General features: G+C 73.7%; 17 protein-coding genes. 13 read left to right on the top strand and 4 right to left on the bottom strand.

From position 1 onward, the window contains the following. Positions 1 to 112: 112 nt before the first annotated feature. The 11 genes from PYR91_RS24130 (at position 113) to der (ending at position 11,553) form a co-directional block, all read left to right on the top strand. Positions 113 to 1,420 carry a TIR domain-containing protein gene (locus tag PYR91_RS24130; protein ID WP_279783055.1) on the top strand — a complete coding sequence of 436 codons (1,308 nt, stop codon included), beginning with the start codon at positions 113 to 115 and terminating at the stop codon, positions 1,418 to 1,420. Positions 1,421 to 1,499: 79 nt separating this feature from the next. Continuing rightward, entirely contained in the window at positions 1,500 to 2,177 is a 678-nt protein-coding gene (locus PYR91_RS24125) for an NUDIX hydrolase (RefSeq protein ID WP_279783054.1), read from the top strand. A gap of 15 nt (positions 2,178 to 2,192) precedes the next feature. After that, positions 2,193 to 3,125, top strand: a complete 933-nt coding sequence (locus PYR91_RS24120) for a site-specific tyrosine recombinase XerD (protein ID WP_279783132.1) — start codon at positions 2,193 to 2,195, stop codon at positions 3,123 to 3,125. Positions 3,126 to 3,296: 171 nt separating this feature from the next. Next, complete coding sequence (locus PYR91_RS24115) at positions 3,297 to 4,142, top strand: AAA family ATPase (RefSeq protein WP_279783130.1); 846 nt, start codon at positions 3,297 to 3,299, stop codon at positions 4,140 to 4,142. An 82-nt stretch (positions 4,143 to 4,224) separates the two neighbouring features. Continuing rightward, a complete protein-coding gene (locus PYR91_RS24110) occupies positions 4,225 to 5,166 on the top strand; it encodes a segregation/condensation protein A (protein ID WP_279783052.1) in 942 nt (313 codons plus the stop codon). Then, on the top strand, positions 5,156 to 5,731 hold the full coding sequence (scpB, locus tag PYR91_RS24105) for an SMC-Scp complex subunit ScpB (protein ID WP_279783051.1): 576 nt from the start codon (positions 5,156 to 5,158) through the stop codon (positions 5,729 to 5,731). The genes PYR91_RS24110 and scpB overlap by 11 nt, the downstream gene beginning before the upstream one ends. Continuing rightward, positions 5,728 to 7,812 (top strand): pseudouridine synthase, encoded by a 2,085-nt coding sequence (locus PYR91_RS24100; protein WP_279783049.1) that lies wholly within the window; start codon positions 5,728 to 5,730, stop codon positions 7,810 to 7,812. The genes scpB and PYR91_RS24100 overlap by 4 nt, the downstream gene beginning before the upstream one ends. A 46-nt stretch (positions 7,813 to 7,858) precedes the next feature. Then, the gene (gene aroH, locus PYR91_RS24095) at positions 7,859 to 8,218 is read left to right on the top strand and encodes a chorismate mutase (protein ID WP_279783048.1); all 360 of its coding nucleotides are present in this window, start codon (positions 7,859 to 7,861) and stop codon (positions 8,216 to 8,218) included. Next, positions 8,215 to 9,306 (top strand): prephenate dehydrogenase, encoded by a 1,092-nt coding sequence (locus PYR91_RS24090; RefSeq protein WP_279783047.1) that lies wholly within the window; start codon positions 8,215 to 8,217, stop codon positions 9,304 to 9,306. Before aroH ends, PYR91_RS24090 begins: the two co-directional genes overlap by 4 nt. Positions 9,307 to 9,406: 100 nt before the next feature. Next, the gene (gene cmk, locus PYR91_RS24085; protein ID WP_279783128.1) at positions 9,407 to 10,045 is read left to right on the top strand and encodes a (d)CMP kinase; all 639 of its coding nucleotides are present in this window, start codon (positions 9,407 to 9,409) and stop codon (positions 10,043 to 10,045) included. 83 nt (positions 10,046 to 10,128) lie between these two features. Beyond that, positions 10,129 to 11,553, top strand: a complete 1,425-nt coding sequence (der, locus tag PYR91_RS24080; protein ID WP_279783045.1) for a ribosome biogenesis GTPase Der — start codon at positions 10,129 to 10,131, stop codon at positions 11,551 to 11,553. Positions 11,554 to 11,699: 146 nt separating this feature from the next. On the opposite strand, the gene PYR91_RS24075 is transcribed toward der, so the two are convergent. The 4 genes from PYR91_RS24075 to PYR91_RS24060 all read right to left on the bottom strand — a co-directional run bounded on the left by PYR91_RS24075 (position 11,700) and on the right by PYR91_RS24060 (position 15,019). After that, positions 11,700 to 11,984 carry an antibiotic biosynthesis monooxygenase gene (locus tag PYR91_RS24075; protein ID WP_279783042.1) on the bottom strand — a complete coding sequence of 95 codons (285 nt, stop codon included), beginning with the start codon at positions 11,982 to 11,984 and terminating at the stop codon, positions 11,700 to 11,702. Between the two features lie 76 nt (positions 11,985 to 12,060). Further along, complete coding sequence (locus PYR91_RS24070) at positions 12,061 to 13,653, bottom strand: MFS transporter (protein WP_279783040.1); 1,593 nt, start codon at positions 13,651 to 13,653, stop codon at positions 12,061 to 12,063. Positions 13,654 to 13,657: 4 nt separating this feature from the next. Further along, positions 13,658 to 14,437: an LppX_LprAFG lipoprotein gene (locus PYR91_RS24065; protein WP_279783039.1), complete on the bottom strand. Its 780-nt coding sequence runs from the start codon at positions 14,435 to 14,437 to the stop codon at positions 13,658 to 13,660. A gap of 87 nt (positions 14,438 to 14,524) precedes the next feature. After that, entirely contained in the window at positions 14,525 to 15,019 is a 495-nt protein-coding gene (locus tag PYR91_RS24060; RefSeq protein ID WP_279783037.1) for a MarR family transcriptional regulator, read from the bottom strand. A 193-nt stretch (positions 15,020 to 15,212) separates the two neighbouring features. Here PYR91_RS24060 and PYR91_RS24055 point away from each other — a divergent pair, with 193 nt between their 5' ends. Continuing rightward, positions 15,213 to 15,788 carry a sigma-70 family RNA polymerase sigma factor gene (locus PYR91_RS24055; RefSeq protein ID WP_279783035.1) on the top strand — a complete coding sequence of 192 codons (576 nt, stop codon included), beginning with the start codon at positions 15,213 to 15,215 and terminating at the stop codon, positions 15,786 to 15,788. After that, the gene (locus tag PYR91_RS24050; RefSeq protein WP_279783033.1) at positions 15,785 to 16,249 is read left to right on the top strand and encodes a transmembrane transport protein; all 465 of its coding nucleotides are present in this window, start codon (positions 15,785 to 15,787) and stop codon (positions 16,247 to 16,249) included. Before PYR91_RS24055 ends, PYR91_RS24050 begins: the two co-directional genes overlap by 4 nt. The last annotated feature ends 3 nt before the right edge of the window (positions 16,250 to 16,252 follow it).

Below are 16,252 nucleotides of genomic sequence, written 5' to 3'. Positions count from 1 at the left end.
GGGTGGGGACACGGCGCCGGCATCGGTCACGGTCCGCAGGACATGGTCACGATCCGCCGTCTCTGGCACTATTCAGGTCTGCCGATCCGACCCACAGGCTGAGGGGCAGCGCATGGCCGGCCACGCCCGCGTGTTCATCTGCTACAAGAAGGTGCTGTCTCGGGACGACAACGGGCAGCGGCTCCTGCAGAAGAACACCGAAGCCGAGATATTCCACTACCTGCTCTCCCAGGACGACACGTTCACGCCATGGGTGGACAACGCCCGCATCGCGGCCGGGATGAAGTGGGAGATGGAGATCTACCGCCAGATCCTCGCCAGCGACGTCCTGGTCGTGCTGGTGGGGCCGGGCACCTCGGAGTCCGAGTGGGTGCGCCGCGAGATCACCCTGGCCCACGCCCTCGGCATCTCGGTGGTCCCGATCGGCTTCGACCTCTCCGACGAGCAGATGGCCGCCGAGGCCAAGGCCCTGGGCATCGACGACCTCCAGTGGGTGCTCACCCAGAACATCAGGCTCAACCGGGGCACCGCGCTGCTGGCGGAGCTCGACGAGGCGCTGCGCGCCGCGGTCGCGGCGACCCGCGACCGTCAGCGCGAGACGCTGGCGCCGCTGTGGAACCGGCGCAGGACGCCCAGGGCCAAGGCGCGCGACGACCAGCGGTGGGCCTCGTTCGAGCTGGTCTCGGGCGCGGAGTCGATCAGCCTGCACGTGGCGGCCGGCGACCTGGCGCGCATCCGCAACGTCGACGTCTTCGTCAACCCCGAGAACGACTACATGCAGATGGCGCGCTTCTTCGAGAGCCACACGGTCTCGTCCATGCTCAGAAGGCGCGGCGCGACGATCAAGTACGGGCGCTACCAGGACACCATCCAGCAGGAGCTCGACTGGCAGCTTCGCGAGCGCGGACGCCCGGTGCAGGCCGCGGAGGTCTTCACCACCAGCGCGGGCGGCCCGGGCAGCGAGCTGGCGCGGGTCAACAAGGCCAAGGCGATCATGCACGTGGCGGCCGTGCAGGCGGTGGACGCCGAGAGCCGGGTCATCCCCTACAAGCACCCGCACCAGATCGAGGCGTCGGTCCGGGGCGTGCTGTCGGCGGTGGCGACGCTCAACGAGCTCGACGGCGTGTTCTCCCCGCCGGGCACCGACCAGCGCGCCGAGCAGGAGCGGCTGGCCGATCGCGGCGAGGGCCGCCTGGAGAGCGTCATCTTCCCGCTGTTCGGCACCGGGCAGGGCGGCGCCGACCCCGCGGAGGTCATCGCGCCCATGGTCGAGGGCCTGCTGGGCTTCCTGTCCGACCCCGACAACCAGGCCTGCGCCCGCGATCTCAATGAGGTGTACATATCCGCTTATGCTCAGCAGGACGTCCACGCGGTGGTCGGCGCGCTGGACGAGCGCCTCACCCGCATGGGCGGGGCGTGAGAGGCCTGCCGTCACGGCGCGCCGGGGACGCCAGCTAGGTTGACGACATGTGCACGACGAGCGATTCCGAGGGTGCCGGGTGACCGAGGGGGAAGCGGGGGGCATGGGGCTGCGCGAGATCGACACGGCCGCGGGGCCCGAGGGCGTCGACGTCCGCGACGTCGGGCGGTCCTGGGAGGTCCTCGACAGCAGGGAGCGGTTCCGCGCCCGGGTGATCTCGGTGCGCACCGACGGCGTGCGCATGCCCGAGAACGAGGTGGTCGACCGCGACTACGTCATCCACCCCGGCTCGGTCGGCGTCCTGGTGCTCGACGACGACGGCAGGGTGCTGCTCATCCGCCAGTACCGCCACCCCGTGCGGCACCTGCTGTGGGAGATCCCGGCCGGCCTCAGGGACGTCGACGGCGAGTCGCTGCTGGCCAACGCCAAGCGGGAGCTCGCCGAGGAGGCGGGCTACCGCGCGTCGACCTGGCACACGCTGCTGGACACCTACGTCACGCCCGGCGTCTCCGACGAGCGCATCCGCGTCTTCCTGGCCCGCGGCCCCGAGCCGATCCCCGACGAGGAGAACAGCTTCCAGCGCCGGCACGAGGAGATCGACATGCCGGTGGTGTGGCTTCCCCTGCACGAGGCGGTCCGCAGGGTTCTGGGCGGACTGATCCACAACTCGACGGCGATCGCCGGTATCCTCGCGGCCTATGCCGCTTCCGCCGACGGCTTCGCGGGGCTTCGTCCCGCCGACGCGCCGGAGGCCTGACCGGAGGTCGCCGCCCTGAGCCGCTACGCCGACACCGAGGCCGTCCTCGCCGGCTACCTCGCCCACCTCGCGGTGGAGCGCGGGCTGGCGGCGAACACGCTGGCCTCCTACCGGCGCGACCTGCGGCGCTACCTCGACCACCTCCGCTCACGCGGCCGCCCGTCGCTCGAAGAGGTCGCGGAGCACGACGTCGTGGCTTTCCTGGCGGCGCTGCGCCAGGGGGACGAGCGGCATCCCGCCCTGGCCGCCGGCTCGGCCGCCCGTGCCGTCTCCGCCGTGCGCGGGCTGCACCGGTTCGCGGTGCGCGAGGGGGTGTGCGCGCACGACCCCGCGCACGAGGTGCACCCGCCCAGCCGGCTGCGCCACCTGCCCAAGGCCATCGGCGTCGACGACGTCGAGCGGCTCATCGCCGCGGCGGGCCCGAAGGACGCCCCACTGACCCACCGCAACCGCGCCCTGCTCGAGGTGCTGTACGGCACCGGGGCGCGCATCTCCGAGGCCGTGGGGATGGCCCTGGAGGACGTCGAGCCCGGCCGGGTGCGGCTGCGCGGCAAGGCCGGCCGGTCGAGGGTCGTGCCGCTGGGCCGGTTCGCCGGCCAGGCGGTGTCGGAGTACGTGCAGCGGGCCCGCCCGCTGATCTGGGCGAACGGGCGCGGGTCGGCGGCGCTGTTCCTCAACGCCAGGGGCGGGCGCCTCACCCGCCAGGGCGCCTGGGAGGTCCTCAGGTCGGCGGCCGAGCGGGCGGGTCTGGAGGGTGTCTCCCCGCACATGTTGCGCCATTCGTTCGCAACTCACCTCCTGGACGGAGGGGCTGACGTTAGGGTTGTGCAGGAGCTGCTCGGCCACGCCTCGGTGACCACGACCCAGGTCTACACACTGGCCGGAGTCGACCGGCTGCGCGAGGCCTACGCGGCGGCCCGCTCGCGGGCCGGACGTCCAACTTCATAGCACTCTGGCGCGTCGCCTTGCCGCATACGTGCCGACCCCATAGTGTCCGTCCGGACGGTCCGGTTCGGGACCGTCAGGGAGGTTCAACTGGTGACTGCCACCACAGGCGCTTCTATCCGGGAGATCGCCGGAGGGCCCGACGCCACCTGGGCCGAGCCCAGGAGCGGCGGCATTCTGGGGCCCACCGGGCGGCCGCGTCCGGTCTTCCCTGACCCGATCCCCCCGACCACACATGGTCCGGCGCGGGTCGTGGCCATGGTGAACCAGAAGGGCGGCGTCGGCAAGACCACCACGACGATCAACCTCGGCGCCTCGCTCGCCGAGTGCGGTCAGCGGGTGCTGCTCGTCGACTTCGACCCCCAGGGCGCGCTCGCCGTGGGCCTGGGCGTCGACCCCCGTCCACTGGAGTCGACGGTCTACGACCTGATCATGGAGGAGCCGGACGTCACCGCGGAGGACGTCCTGCTCAACACCAGCGTCGAGGGCATGGACCTCCTGCCGAGCAACATCTTCCTGTCCGGGGCCGAGATCCGCCTCGTCAACGAGGTGGCCAGGGAATACGCCCTCGGCCGCGCGCTTGAGCCGCTGCTCCCGCACTACGACATCTGCCTGATCGACTGCCAGCCCTCCCTGGGCCTGCTCGCGGTGAACGCTCTCACCTGCGCGCACAGCGTCATGGTGCCGCTGGAGTGCGAGTTCTTCGCGCTGCGCGGCGTCGCCCTGCTCATGGAGTCGATCACCAAGGTGCAGGAGCGGCTCAACAAGAACCTGGAGATCGACGGCATCCTCGCCACGATGTACGACCCGCGCACGCTGCACGCCCGCGAGGTCCTCCAGACGATCATGCAGGGCTTCGGCGACAAGGTCTTCCACACGGTGATCAACCGCACCGTGCGCTTCCCGGACGCCACGCTCGCCGGTGAGCCGATCACCCAGTTCGACCCCGCGTCGATGGGCGCCACCGCCTACCGCGAGCTGGCCCGCGAGATCCTCGCCCGGTGGTCGAAGAGCGGGTGAGGCGGCGGCGCCGTGCGCGCCACGGCCACCCGGCCGTGGGTGGACGCGGCGCCGGCGAGCCCCGGTGCGGGACAATGAGGCGGTGACCCAACAGCCCGCGGCCAGGCCCGACGCCTTCCAGGTCCACCTGGAGGTGTTCGAGGGGCCTTTCGACCTCCTGCTGGGGCTGATCTCCAAGCACAAGCTCGACATCACCGAGGTCTCCCTGCACCAGGTGACCGACGAGTTCATCGCCCACATCCGCGCCCGCGGCCGCGAGTGGGACCTCGACCAGGCCAGCCACTTCCTGCTCGTCGCCGCCACGCTGCTCGACCTCAAGGCCGCCCGCCTGCTGCCCACCGGCGAGGTGGAGGACGAGGAGGACCTCGCCCTGCTGGAGGCCCGCGACCTGCTGTTCGCCCGCCTGCTGCAGTACCGGGCCTACAAGGAGGTCGCCAAGGTCTTCTCCGGTCGCATGGCCGAGGAGGCGCTGCGCTTCCCGAGGATCGTCCCGATGGAGGCCAGGTTCGCCGGCCTGCTGCCCGAGCTGGTGCTCGGCGTCGGGCCCGAGCGCCTGGCGAAGATCGCCATGCGCGTCTTCACGCCCAAGTTGCCGCCGACGGTCTCCACCGAGCACATCTACCAACCGGTCGCCAACGTCAGGGAACAAGCGGCTATCCTGGTGCGACGGCTGCGGCGCGTGCGCACGGCGACGTTCCGGTCGCTGACCGCCGACTGCGCGGGCACCTTCGAGGTCATCGCACGTTTCCTCGCCGTCCTGGAGCTCTTCCGGGAGGCCGCGGTCTCCTTCGAGCAGATCGAGCCGCTCGGGGAGCTGCACGTCACCTGGACCGGCGCGGACGACGGCGACGTCTCGGTCACCGACGACTATGAGGAGGGCGCGCCCGTGGCGCGCCCGCAAGACGGCGACGGGGACGCTCCCATGGGCGACTCCCCGGCGGAGCCGTCCGCCGGCCCGCCGGCGGGCGCCCACCAGGCCCCGCCCGGGGCCCCACACACGCGAGAGGCGACCGATGAGCTCTGACGACGTGCGGGAGACCGCCGACCCTGAGCCGTCCCTGCGGACGGCGCTGGAGGCGATCCTGCTCGTGGTCGACGAGCCGGTGGCCGAGGTGACGCTCGCCCAGGTGCTCGAACGGCCCTCGCGGGAGATCGCCGAGGCCCTTCGCGAGCTGTCGCGGGAATACACGGCCGCCGGCCGGGGTTTCGATCTTCGAGAGGTGGCGGGCGGCTGGCGTTTCTACACGCGGGCCGAGTGCGCCGCCCTCGTGGAGCGTTTCGTCCGCGACGGCCAGCAGACGAGGTTGACCCAGGCCGCGCTGGAGACCCTGGCTGTGGTCGCCTACCGGCAGCCCGTCAGCCGGGCGCGGGTCGGCGCGGTCCGCGGGGTCAACAGCGACGGCGTCATGCGCACCCTGACCGCCCGCGGGCTGGTCGAGGAGGCCGGCACCGACCCCGAGAGCCAGGCGGTGCTGTACCGCACGAGCTCGTACTTCCTGGAGAGGCTGGGACTGCGGAGCCTGGAGGAGCTTCCTCCGCTCGCCCCCTTCCTCCCCGACGATCTGAACGAACTAGAGGAGCAGAAGTGAACAGCAGGCGTGGTACCCCGTCCGGTGATGGACGCGGTCGAGGACGCGGCGGTGCCTCCGGCGGCGCCGGAGGCCCCCGCGGGGGCGCCCGCGGGCGTTCCGGCGGGTCGGCCGGGGGAGGCGCCAGGGGCGGCTCCTTCGGCGGCTCCTTCGGCGGCTCGCGCGGCGGCGGCGACCGGCGCGACGCCTTCCGTCCCGAGGGCCGCTCCGGCTCGGCCGGGCGCGGCGGGGACGACCGCGGCTTGCGCCGCGACGATTCCCGCGGGCGCGACGACAACCGCCCGCGCGGCGACGCCCGCGAGGGCTACCGGGGCGGCTACCGCGACGGGGGCTCCTCGGCGTCCGGCGCCGACCGTCCCCGCTTCGGGGGCCCCCGTGACGGCGCCCCGCGTGGCGGCGGCTACCGCGACGGCGGCCGAACCCGCGACGAGCGCGGCGGCTCCTTCGGGCGGCGCGACGCGTCTTCCGGCGGCGAGCGCCGGTCCTTCCAGGGCGACCGCCCCACGTTCCGCGAAGGCGACCGGCCCGCGTTCCGCGCCGGCCGGGGCGGCTCCCGCGAGGGCTACGGCCGTCCGGGCGGCGACCGCGGCGGTTCCTACGGCGGCGACCGCCCGTCCTTCCGCGGCGGCGCAGGCGGCGACCGTCCGTCCTTCCGCGACGACCGCGCTCCGCGTGGCGACCGGCCCTCCTACCGTGACGACCGCGCCCCGCGTGGCGAGCGTCCGTCCTTCCGTGACGACCGCGCTCCGCGTGGCGAGCGTCCGTCCTTCCGCGACGACCGGGGTTCCGGCGGCGAACGTCCGTTCTTCCGCGACGACCGCGCCCCCCGTGGTGACCGCCCGTTCTACCGTGACGACCGGGGTTCCGGCGGCGAGCGGCCGTCGTTCCGTGACGACCGCGCTCCGCGTGGCGACCGGTCCTCCTACCGGGACGACCGGGGTTCCGGCGGCGAGCGCGCTTCCTTCCGTGACGATCGTGCTCCCCGTGACGACCGCGGGCCCCGTGGCGAGCGGCCGTCCTACCGGGAAGACCGGCGTGGGCAGGGCGGGGACGGCGTGCAGACCATCGGCGGCGGTTCCAGCGGTTCCAGCGGTTCCGGCGGTTCCGGCGGCTCGCGCGGCCGGTACGGCAAGCCCGGCGAGGCGCGGCCGAGTTTCAAGGCCGGACGCGGCGGCGCACCGGCTCGCGGCGGAGCCCCCGCTCGTGGCGGAGCCTCCGCCGGTCGCGGCGGCGCCCCGGCGGGGCGTGGTGAGCGTCCGGGGCGGGGCTCGGCCTTCAAGACCTCCCGCCAGCCGCTGCGCGACCCCGACTTCTTCCCCGCCGACTACGTCGACGAGCGCGACACCACCGAGGTCCCCGACGGCGTCCGCCTGCAGAAGGTCCTCGCCGCGGCCGGCGTCGCCGCCCGCCGCACCTGCGAGGAGATGATCGGCCAGGGCCGGGTCACGGTCGACGGGCAGGTCGTGCGCCGGTTCGGCGCCAAGGTCGACCCCGCCAAGCAGGTCATCCACGTCGACGGCAAGCGCATCCCGACCGCGCCCGACCTGGTGTACTTCGCGATCAACAAGCCGATCGGCGTCGTCAGCACGATGTCCGACCCCGAGGGCCGCCCGTCGCTGGAGGCGTACGTCGCCGACCGCACCGAGCGGCTGTTCCACGTGGGCCGCCTGGACACCGAGACCGAGGGCCTGATCCTGCTCACCAACGACGGTGAGCTGGCCCACCGGCTGACGCACCCCAGCTACGGGGTTCAGAAGAAGTACTGGGCCAAGGTCCCCGGCCCGATCGAGCGCGACCTCGCCCGCCGCCTGAAGAAGGGCATCGAGCTGGAGGACGGCCTGGTCAAGGCCGACGACTTCAGCGTGGTGCAGGAGCACGGGCAGCAGGCGCTGGTCGAGATCGTCCTGCACGAGGGCCGCAAGCACGTCGTCCGGCGCATGCTGGAGGAGACCGGTCACAACGTGATCGACCTCGCCCGTATCGAGTTCGGGCCGGTCAAGCTCGGGCGCCTCAAGCCGGGCACCATGCGGGCGCTGACCCTCAAGGAGGTCGGCGACCTCTACGGCGTGGTGGGAATGTAACCTTGCCGTCAGGGGCTCACGGGGCGGCAGCGGCGAAGGGAACGACATGGTAAGGGCGATCCGGGGTGCCATCCAGATCGACTCCAACGATCGGGAGGCCATCCTGGCCGGGGTGACCGAGCTGGTCACCGAGGTCATGGAGCGCAACCGCCTCACCACCGACGAGGTCATCAGCGTGATCTTCACGGCCACGCCCGACCTCACGGCGGAGTTTCCCGCCCTGGCCGCCCGCAAGCTCGGCTTCCACGACGTGCCGCTGATCTGCGCCAGCGAGATCGACGTGCCGGGCGCGCTGCCACGCGTGGTGCGCCTGATGGCCCACGTGGCCACCGACCGGCCCCGCCAGCAGATCCAGCACGTCTACCTGCGCGGGGCCGTGGCCCTGAGGGTGGACATCGCCCAGTGAGCGAGCACGACGGCGTCAAGAGCGTCCTGGTCGTCGGCACCGGCCTGATCGGCACGTCGGTGGCGCTCGCCCTGCGCGAGCACGGCGTCACCGTGCTGCTCGCCGATCAGGACGCCGGCGCCGTGCGGCTGGCCCGCGAGCTGGGGGCGGGGGAGGAATGGGCGCCCGGCGCGGCGCCCGCCGATCTCGCGGTGATCGCCGTCCCGCCCCAGTTCGTCGCGCAGTGGCTGCTCGACCTGCAGAAGAACGAGGCCGCCCGGTTCTACACCGACGTGGCCAGCGTGAAGGCGCTGCCCATCGCGCAGGCCGTGCAGCTCGGCTGCGACATGTCCACCTACGTCGCCGGGCATCCCATGGCCGGCCGCGAACGGTCCGGGCCGGCCGCGGCCAGGGCCGACGTGTTCCTCGGCCGCCCGTGGGCGTACTGCCCGGTCGCGAGCACCTCGGCGCGGGCCGTCGAGACCGTGCTCGCGCTGATCGAGCTGTGCGGCGGCGACGCCGTCCGGATCGACCCGGCGGCGCACGACGAGGCGGTCGCGCTGATCTCGCACGCCCCGCACGTGGCGGCGTCCGCGGTGGCGGCCCGTCTGGCCGACGCCGCGGAGACCGCGCTCGGCCTGGCCGGGCCGGGTGTGCGCGACGTCACCCGGGTGGCCGGCGGCGATCCCGACATGTGGTCGGTGATCCTGTCGGGCAACGCCCGCCCGGTCGCCGAGATCCTCGAAGGCATCGCCGCCGACCTCGCCACGGCGGCCGAGGCGCTGCGCGCGGTGTCGGTCGACGACGGCGCGGCGATCGGCCGCGTCACCGAGCTGCTCAGGCGGGGCAACACCGGCCAGAGCCGCATCCCGGGCAAGCACGGCGGGCCGCCCAGCGCGTACGCCGTCGTCCAGGTGCTGGTGGGCGACCGTCCCGGCGAGCTGGCACGCCTGTTCCAGGTCGCCAAGGACGCCGGGGTCAACATCGAGGACGTCCGCCTGGAGCACGCGCCGGGCCTGCAGCTGGGCGCCGCGGAGCTGTCGGTCCAGCCGGAGGCGGCCGCGGCGCTGGCCGAGGCGCTGCGCGCGCACGGATGGCACGTCCCCTAGGCACGACGATGCCCGGACGGTGGAGGATTCCCGGTACCCTCTTTGCGGACAACTCAATCGGGTCGCAGAGGGAGATGCCGTGACCGCACTGGTCGTCGCCATGGACGGCCCCTCGGGGTCGGGCAAGTCGAGCGCGTCGCGCGGGGTCGCGCGGGCGCTGGGGCTTCGCTATCTCGACACCGGGGCGATGTACCGCGCGATCACCTGGTGGCTGCTGCGCCAGGGCGTCGACCCGGCCGATCCCGCCGCGGTCGCCGGCCGCGCGGCCGAGCCCGTGCTCGACGTCGCCACCGATCCCGACGCACCGGGCATCCGGGTGGACGGCGTGGACGTCTCCGCCGAGATCCGCACCCAGGAGGTCACGGCGGCGGTGTCCGCCGTCAGCGCGGTCCCCGAGGTTCGCGCGCGGCTGGTCGCCGAGCAGCGCGACGTCATCGGCGCGGGCGACATCGTGGTCGAGGGGCGCGACATCGGCACGGTCGTGGCCCCGGCCGCCGCGGTGAAGATCTACCTGACGGCCAGCCCCGAGGCCCGCGCGTTGCGCCGCACGGCCGAGCTGTCGGGCACCACCACGGTCGAGGCGCAGCGGGCCGCGATGGCCCGGCGTGACACCCTGGACTCCACGCGCAAGGCCGACCCGCTGGTGATGGCGGCCGACGCCGTCGAGCTGGACACCACTGAACTCAACCTCGAAGAGGTCATCTCCGAGGTGCTAGCACTTGTGAAAGAGCGCACCTGACCCGGTGACGCAGTGAGGGGCCGCGCGAGCGCCGTCCCGAGCCGCCGGGAGCAGGGTGCCCATGTGAGGGAAACGGACGTGACGTGACGGGGGAGTACGACGACGAGGGCGGCTGGATCGAGGCCGAGCTCGCAGAGTTCGAGGAAGACGGCGACACCGGGCAGACCGAGGCCGACGCCGGCCCGATGCCGGTGGTCGCCGTCGTCGGGCGGCCCAACGTGGGCAAGTCCACGCTGGTCAACCGCATCATCGGCCGGCGTGAGGCCGTGGTCGAGGACGTTCCCGGCGTCACACGCGACCGGGTGACCTACGAGGGTGTCTGGCGTGGCCGCCGGTTCACGCTGGTCGACACCGGCGGGTGGGATCCCGACGCCACCGGCATGGCCATGCGCATCGCCGAGCAGGCGCAGGTCGCGGTCGAGCTGGCCGACGTCGTCCTGTTCGTCGTGGACGCCACGGTCGGGGTCACCGACGCCGACGAGACGGTGGCCGGGGTGCTGCGGCGCTCGGGCAAGCCGATCGTGCTGGCGGCCAACAAGGTCGACGACCAGCGCATGGAGCTGGAGGCCACGTCCCTGTGGTCGCTGGGCATCGGCGAGCCGCAGCCGGTGTCGGCCCTGCACGGCCGCTCCAGCGGCGACCTTCTCGACATCCTGCTGGACGTCATGCCCGAAGCGCCGCCGCAGCGCTTCGGCGTCGAGCGCGGCCCGCGCAGGGTGGCGCTGGTGGGCAAGCCCAACGTCGGCAAGTCGTCGCTGCTCAACAAGCTGGCGGGCGAGGAGCGCGTGCTCGTCGACCCCATGGCCGGCACCACCCGCGACCCGGTCGACGAGCTGGTGCAGCTCGGCGGCAAGAGCTGGCGCTTCGTGGACACCGCCGGCATCCGCCGCCGCGAGCGCGAGCTCCAGGGCGCCGACTTCTACGCCGGCATGCGCACCAAGGCGGCGCTGGAGCGCTCGGAGGTCGCGGTGGTGCTCATCGACGCCTCCGAGGTGCTCACCGAGCAGGATCTCCGCATCATCACCATGGTGTCGGAGTCCGGCCGCTGCCTGGTGGTCGCCTTCAACAAGTGGGACCTCGTCGACGAGGACCGCCGCTACTACCTGGAGAAGGAGATCGACCGGCAGCTCGTCCGCATCCCGTGGGCGTTGCGGGTCAACATCTCCGCCAAGACCGGCCGGCACGTCGAGAAGCTCGTGCCCGCGCTGGAGCGGGCGCTGGAGTCGTGGGGCACCCGGGTGTCCACGGCGCGGCTCAACGCCTTCCTGTCGGACCTCGTGGCGGCCACGCCGCCCCCGGTGCGCAGCGGCAAGCAGCCGAAGATCCTCTTCGCCACGCAGGCGTCGGTGGAGCCGCCGAAGTTCGTGCTGTTCACCTCCGGCTTCCTGGAGGAGACCTACCGCCGCTTCCTGGAGCGCCGCATCCGCGAGGAGTTCGGCTTCGCGGGTTCCCCGGTGGAGGTCACCATGAAGATCCGCGAGAAGCGCGGCGCCGCCAAGAAGAAGTGACCGGCGGGCCCGCGAGGGCCCGTGCGCTGCAAGCCGGTCCCGCCCCCATCGGCCGTCGTCCGGTGGGGGCGGAGCGCCGCGCGGGGGCGCGCGTCGACCCCGACGGGAACCGTCGGGGGTGATCGCACCGCCCGCGCTCACCGCCGCTACGGGGCCTCGGTGGAGGAGATGCGGTACTTCGCCACGTGCGCGTCGCGGATCGCGGCCACCTGGCCGGGCTCCGGGCCCGTGTCGCGGAACCGGTGCAGGTGCTCGTCGGACTCCCAGCGCTCGTAGACGTTGATCCGATCGTCTTCCAGAGGGTCGGCCGCCAGCACGAAATCGAGGCAGCCGGGGGCCTCCCGCGCCTGTTTGACGACGTCGAGACACCCGGCCAGGTACCCGTCGCGGGTTCCCGGTTCCACGTAGAGCTTTCCGGACACGATCAGCATGGCGGCCTCCATCGGTCTGCGGGCGACGACATCGAGACGCTACATTCCCGCACCGACAGAAGGCCGTAACGGCGGCCTACCGCGCCTGGGCGGGCTCGCCCGGCTCGGCGTCGGCCGGGGCTCGCCGGGGCAGCGCGAGCGCGACCAGGGCTCCGGCCGCGCAGAGCACCGCGGTGAGCAGGAAGATCTCGGTGTACTCGGTGTGCAGGGCCCGCTGCACCCTGGCGACGTACTCGGCCAGCAGGCGGCCGTACTCCTCGGCCGCGAGGCCGAAGGGCAGCGGGGTGTCGAGGTTCGCCGTCAGCGACTGGAAGCGGTGGAAGCCCCACGCCGACAGGCCGGCGACGCCCAGCAGCATGCCCATCATGCGCGCGACCACCACCGCGGCCGAGGCCACCCCGTGCCTGGCCCGCGGCGTGGCGCGCAGCGCCGCCGACGACAGCGGCGCGATCACCACGCCCAGCCCTAGGCCGGCGACGACCAGGTCGGCGTCGACCCGGGGCAGGCCGAGCGGGTACACGGCTTCGGCCGGGGCCACCGGCCACCGGGAGATCAGGACGTAGCCCAGCGCGGCGAGCAGCATGCCCGCCACCGCCACCGCGCGCTCCCCGAAGCGCCGGACGAGCAGACCGCCGGCGAACGCGGCCACGGCGAGGGCCACCAGGAAGCGGGTCAGCACCAGGGCCGCGCCGACGGTGTCGCGGCCGAGCAGCGTCTGGGCGGCGAGCTGGACGTTCACCAGCGTCACCAGCAGGGCGGCCCCGGCGAGGAAGCTGCCGCCGAGCGAGGCCAGGAACGGGCCCCGCCGCACCCCGGTCATGTCCACCAGCCGCACCGGCGAGCGCAGCTCCCAGACGACGAATCCCGCCGCCAGGGCCAGCCCCGCGCCGACGGCGGGCAGCCCCCAGGGCGGCAGCACGGCCCCGCCGGGATCGGGGTTGTACAGCCCGGCCACCAGCAGGCCCAGCGACAACGCCAGCAGCAGCCCGCCGACCACGTCGACGCGGGCGCGCGGGGCCGTGCCGCGCCCCTCGGCGGGCGGGGGCACGGCGCGGTGGACGGCGACCGCGGCGGCCAGCGCCAGCGGGAGGTTCACCCAGAAGATGCCCCGCCAGCCGACCAGCGCCGCCAGCCCCGCCCCGTACAGCGGGCCGAGGACGCTGCCCAGCTCCTGGGCCGCCCCGACCACTCCCAGGGCCACCGGCCGGCCGTGCTCGTCCCACAGGTCGCCCACGAGCGCCATGGTGATGGGCAGCAGGGCCCCGCCGGCGATGCCCTGGAGGGCGCGCCCGGCGGTCAGCAGCGGGATCGTGCCGGCGAGCGCCGTGATCGCCGACCCGGCCGCGAAGCCCGCGAGGCAGGCGTGGATCAGCGGCCGGCGGCCGTACCGGTCGGAGAGCTGCCCGAGCAGCGGCATCGCGGCGACGTACCCGAGCAGGAAGCCGGTGACCACCGGCGTGACCCGTTCGAGGCGGTTGATCGGCACCCCGGTGTCGGTGGCGATGTCGACCAGGATCGTCACCACGACGTAGGCGTCGAGGGCGGCCAGCAGCACGGCCGCCCCGCCGACGCCCAGGGCGACCTTGCGGGCGGCGGGCGAGCCGGGGACCGCCCCGGCCGGCGCCGTCTCGGCGGACGGCGGGGAGGAGCCGGGGGAGGGGGCGGTCACGGTGTCACCGCGCCGGCGGGGTGATCGTCACGGGGGCGTCGTAGTCGGCGAAGGTGACGTGGACGGTGCCCGAGGTCGCCCCGGTGCCGAGCGGCAGGCTGGCCTTCGCCAGGCGGCCGGTGGCCTTGTCGACCCAGAGCTTGGCGTTGACGTCCTGGGCCACGCCGGGCACCAGGGTGGTGACGGACTGCTTGGGCAGGGTGGCGGCGACGCGGTAGGCGTCGGCGCCGCCGACCTTCTCCTCGGCCTCGGTGACGGGGTTGGCGGCGCTCGCGAGCAGCTTGGGCACGCCCTTGTCGGCGTTCAGGATCGCCGAGGGGTCGTAGATGGTGGCGAGCTGCGCGCGGGGAATCGTCTGGAAGCCGCCGGTGGGGCCCTTGAAGTGGACGGTCTCGCCGATCACCACGAACTCCAGCTCCTGGAGCGCCCCCAGCACGGAGATCTGGATCGTGCCCTTGGCGTCGCCCCGCTTCGTCAGCGAGCCGTCGGCGCTCTTGACCGGGACGGGCGGGGCGCCCTCGGTGGCGATCGTGAACGCGACCGTCTCGACCTGCCGCATGGCCTGGGACGACTTGACCATCAGCTCCGGCCCGGCGGGCGGCTTGGCCGCCGCCTCGGGCGTGGACATGCACGCGCCCGTGAGGCACAGCAGGGCGGCCACCCCCGCGACCACCCCGGTCAGACGAGGGGACGGGACGCCGGGGCGGTGGCCCCGGAACGGCATGACGCCGGGGCCGGGCACCCGCACGCGGGGCGGCCAGGAGGTGAGCGACCTATTCGACACAGCCCGGATGCTAGCGAGCGCCGGGCGAAGGTCAGCGCATTTCCCGCGTATCGTTTCGGGGTCGCCGTGGCCGGGCAGCCGCGGGCGTCACGCGCGCTCCTCGGCGCGCAGCCGCAGCAGGTGCTGGACGACGGGCGCGTAGGCCGACTCCAGCGCCTCGATCAGCTCGGGGGCCAGGCGGTCGATGAAGTGGTAGCGGACGTTGGCCACGTGCATGGGCGCGACGCGCTGGATGGTGTCCCACCCCTGGTCGGTGAGCACCGCGTACGTGCCGCGCCGGTCGTCAGGGCAGCTCTCCCTGCGCACCAGCGAGGCGGCCTCCATGCGGGCGATCTGGTGGGACAGACGGCTGCGAGACTGGATCGTGGCCTCGGCGAGGTCGCTCATGCGCATGCGGTGGGCCGTGCTCTCGGAGAGGTTGACCAGGATCTCGTAGTCGTTCAGCGACAGCCCGAACTCCTGCAACTCGCGGTCGAGCCGATGCTCGAGGAGCTTGTGGGCCGCGAGGTGCGCCCGCCAGGCGCGCTGCTCTTCACCGCTCAGCCAGTTGGGGTCGAGGTCCTCGGATTCCACCGTGCTCATGAATGTGAATCTATCTCCCCCCGGCGGGCCACAAGGCCGACCGACCCCGTCGAATGTGCTCACCGTCCCCGTCAGGAGGCGCCGCGTCCCGCCGCTCACGCGTCGCGGCGGCCGGGCGTCCCCGCCGGCCGTGAACCTTCCGGGCCCGCGCGCGGACTGTTCCAGGTGTGAGATCCGATGGACGGGAGACGATGTGGACCGCAGCGACGCGGACGGCGGGACGGAGCGGGCGCGGCGCGACGCGCTGCTGGTGGTGCGCGCGCAGCTCGGCGACCGGCGGGCCCTGGCGGAGCTGGTGGGCCGCTGGCACGCGCCGGTCTGGCGCTATGTCCGCCGCATGCTGGGGGCGTCCGGCGACGCCGACGACGTCAGCCAGGAGGTGTGGGCGGCCGCGCTCAGGGCGCTGCCGCGCCTCGATCGGCCCGGACGGTTCGCGCCCTGGCTGTACACCATCGCCAGGCGCTCGGTGATGAACCAGCTCAGGGCCGGCTACGACGCCCGGAGAGCCGGCGCCGGCGACCCCGAGGACGCCGGCCACGTCACCGAGGAGGAGGCGGGCGCCGTCCTGGACCGGGCGCAGGTCGCCGAGGGCCTCGCCGCGCTGGTGCCGCGCGAGCGCGAGGTGCTGATCCTGTTCCACCTGGAGGACCTGTCGCTGGAGGAGTGCGCGCAGGTTCTGGCCGTCCCGGTCGGGACGGTCAAGTCCCGCCTGTTCCACGCGCGGCGCTCGCTGCGCGCCCGGCTGATCGAGAAGGGGTACACCTCATGACGGACGGCCCGGGGTACACCCCCGACGACCTGCTGCGCGGCCTGTCGCTGCCCCGCCGCGCGGGCTACGCGGCGGCCGGGCTCGCCGGCGCCTCCGCCGCCGGGGTGATCGGCGCGCTGTGGGCGACCGAGCCGGGGCCGCTGCCGGTCGGCACCAGACTGGCGTTCGCCGCGATGATCCTCGTCGGACTCGCCTGGGCGGCCTTCGCGGCCTGGACGCTCCTGCGGCGCCCGCTGTTCGCGCTCGACCGCGTGGTCGCCGCGGCGCTGGGGATGGCGTTCAGCGCGCTGACCGCGGTGGGGACCGTGGCCGGCGCGCTGTCGAACGGCTCGGCGACCGGCGCCGCGGTGGGGGCGGCGCTCGGCGGGGTGCTGACCGGCGTGTCGGGTCTGCTTCTGTTTCGGGCCGTTGCCCGGCGGAAGGTGCTGCGGGCCCGGATGCGCGACCTCGGCGGCGGATGAGGC

The sequence above is a fragment of the Sphaerisporangium sp. TRM90804 genome, assembly GCF_029846175.1.
Classification (GTDB): domain Bacteria; phylum Actinomycetota; class Actinomycetes; order Streptosporangiales; family Streptosporangiaceae; genus Sphaerisporangium.
The sequence above is the reverse complement of the archived record's forward strand: the minus strand, read 5'-3'. Positions and strand labels throughout refer to the sequence as shown.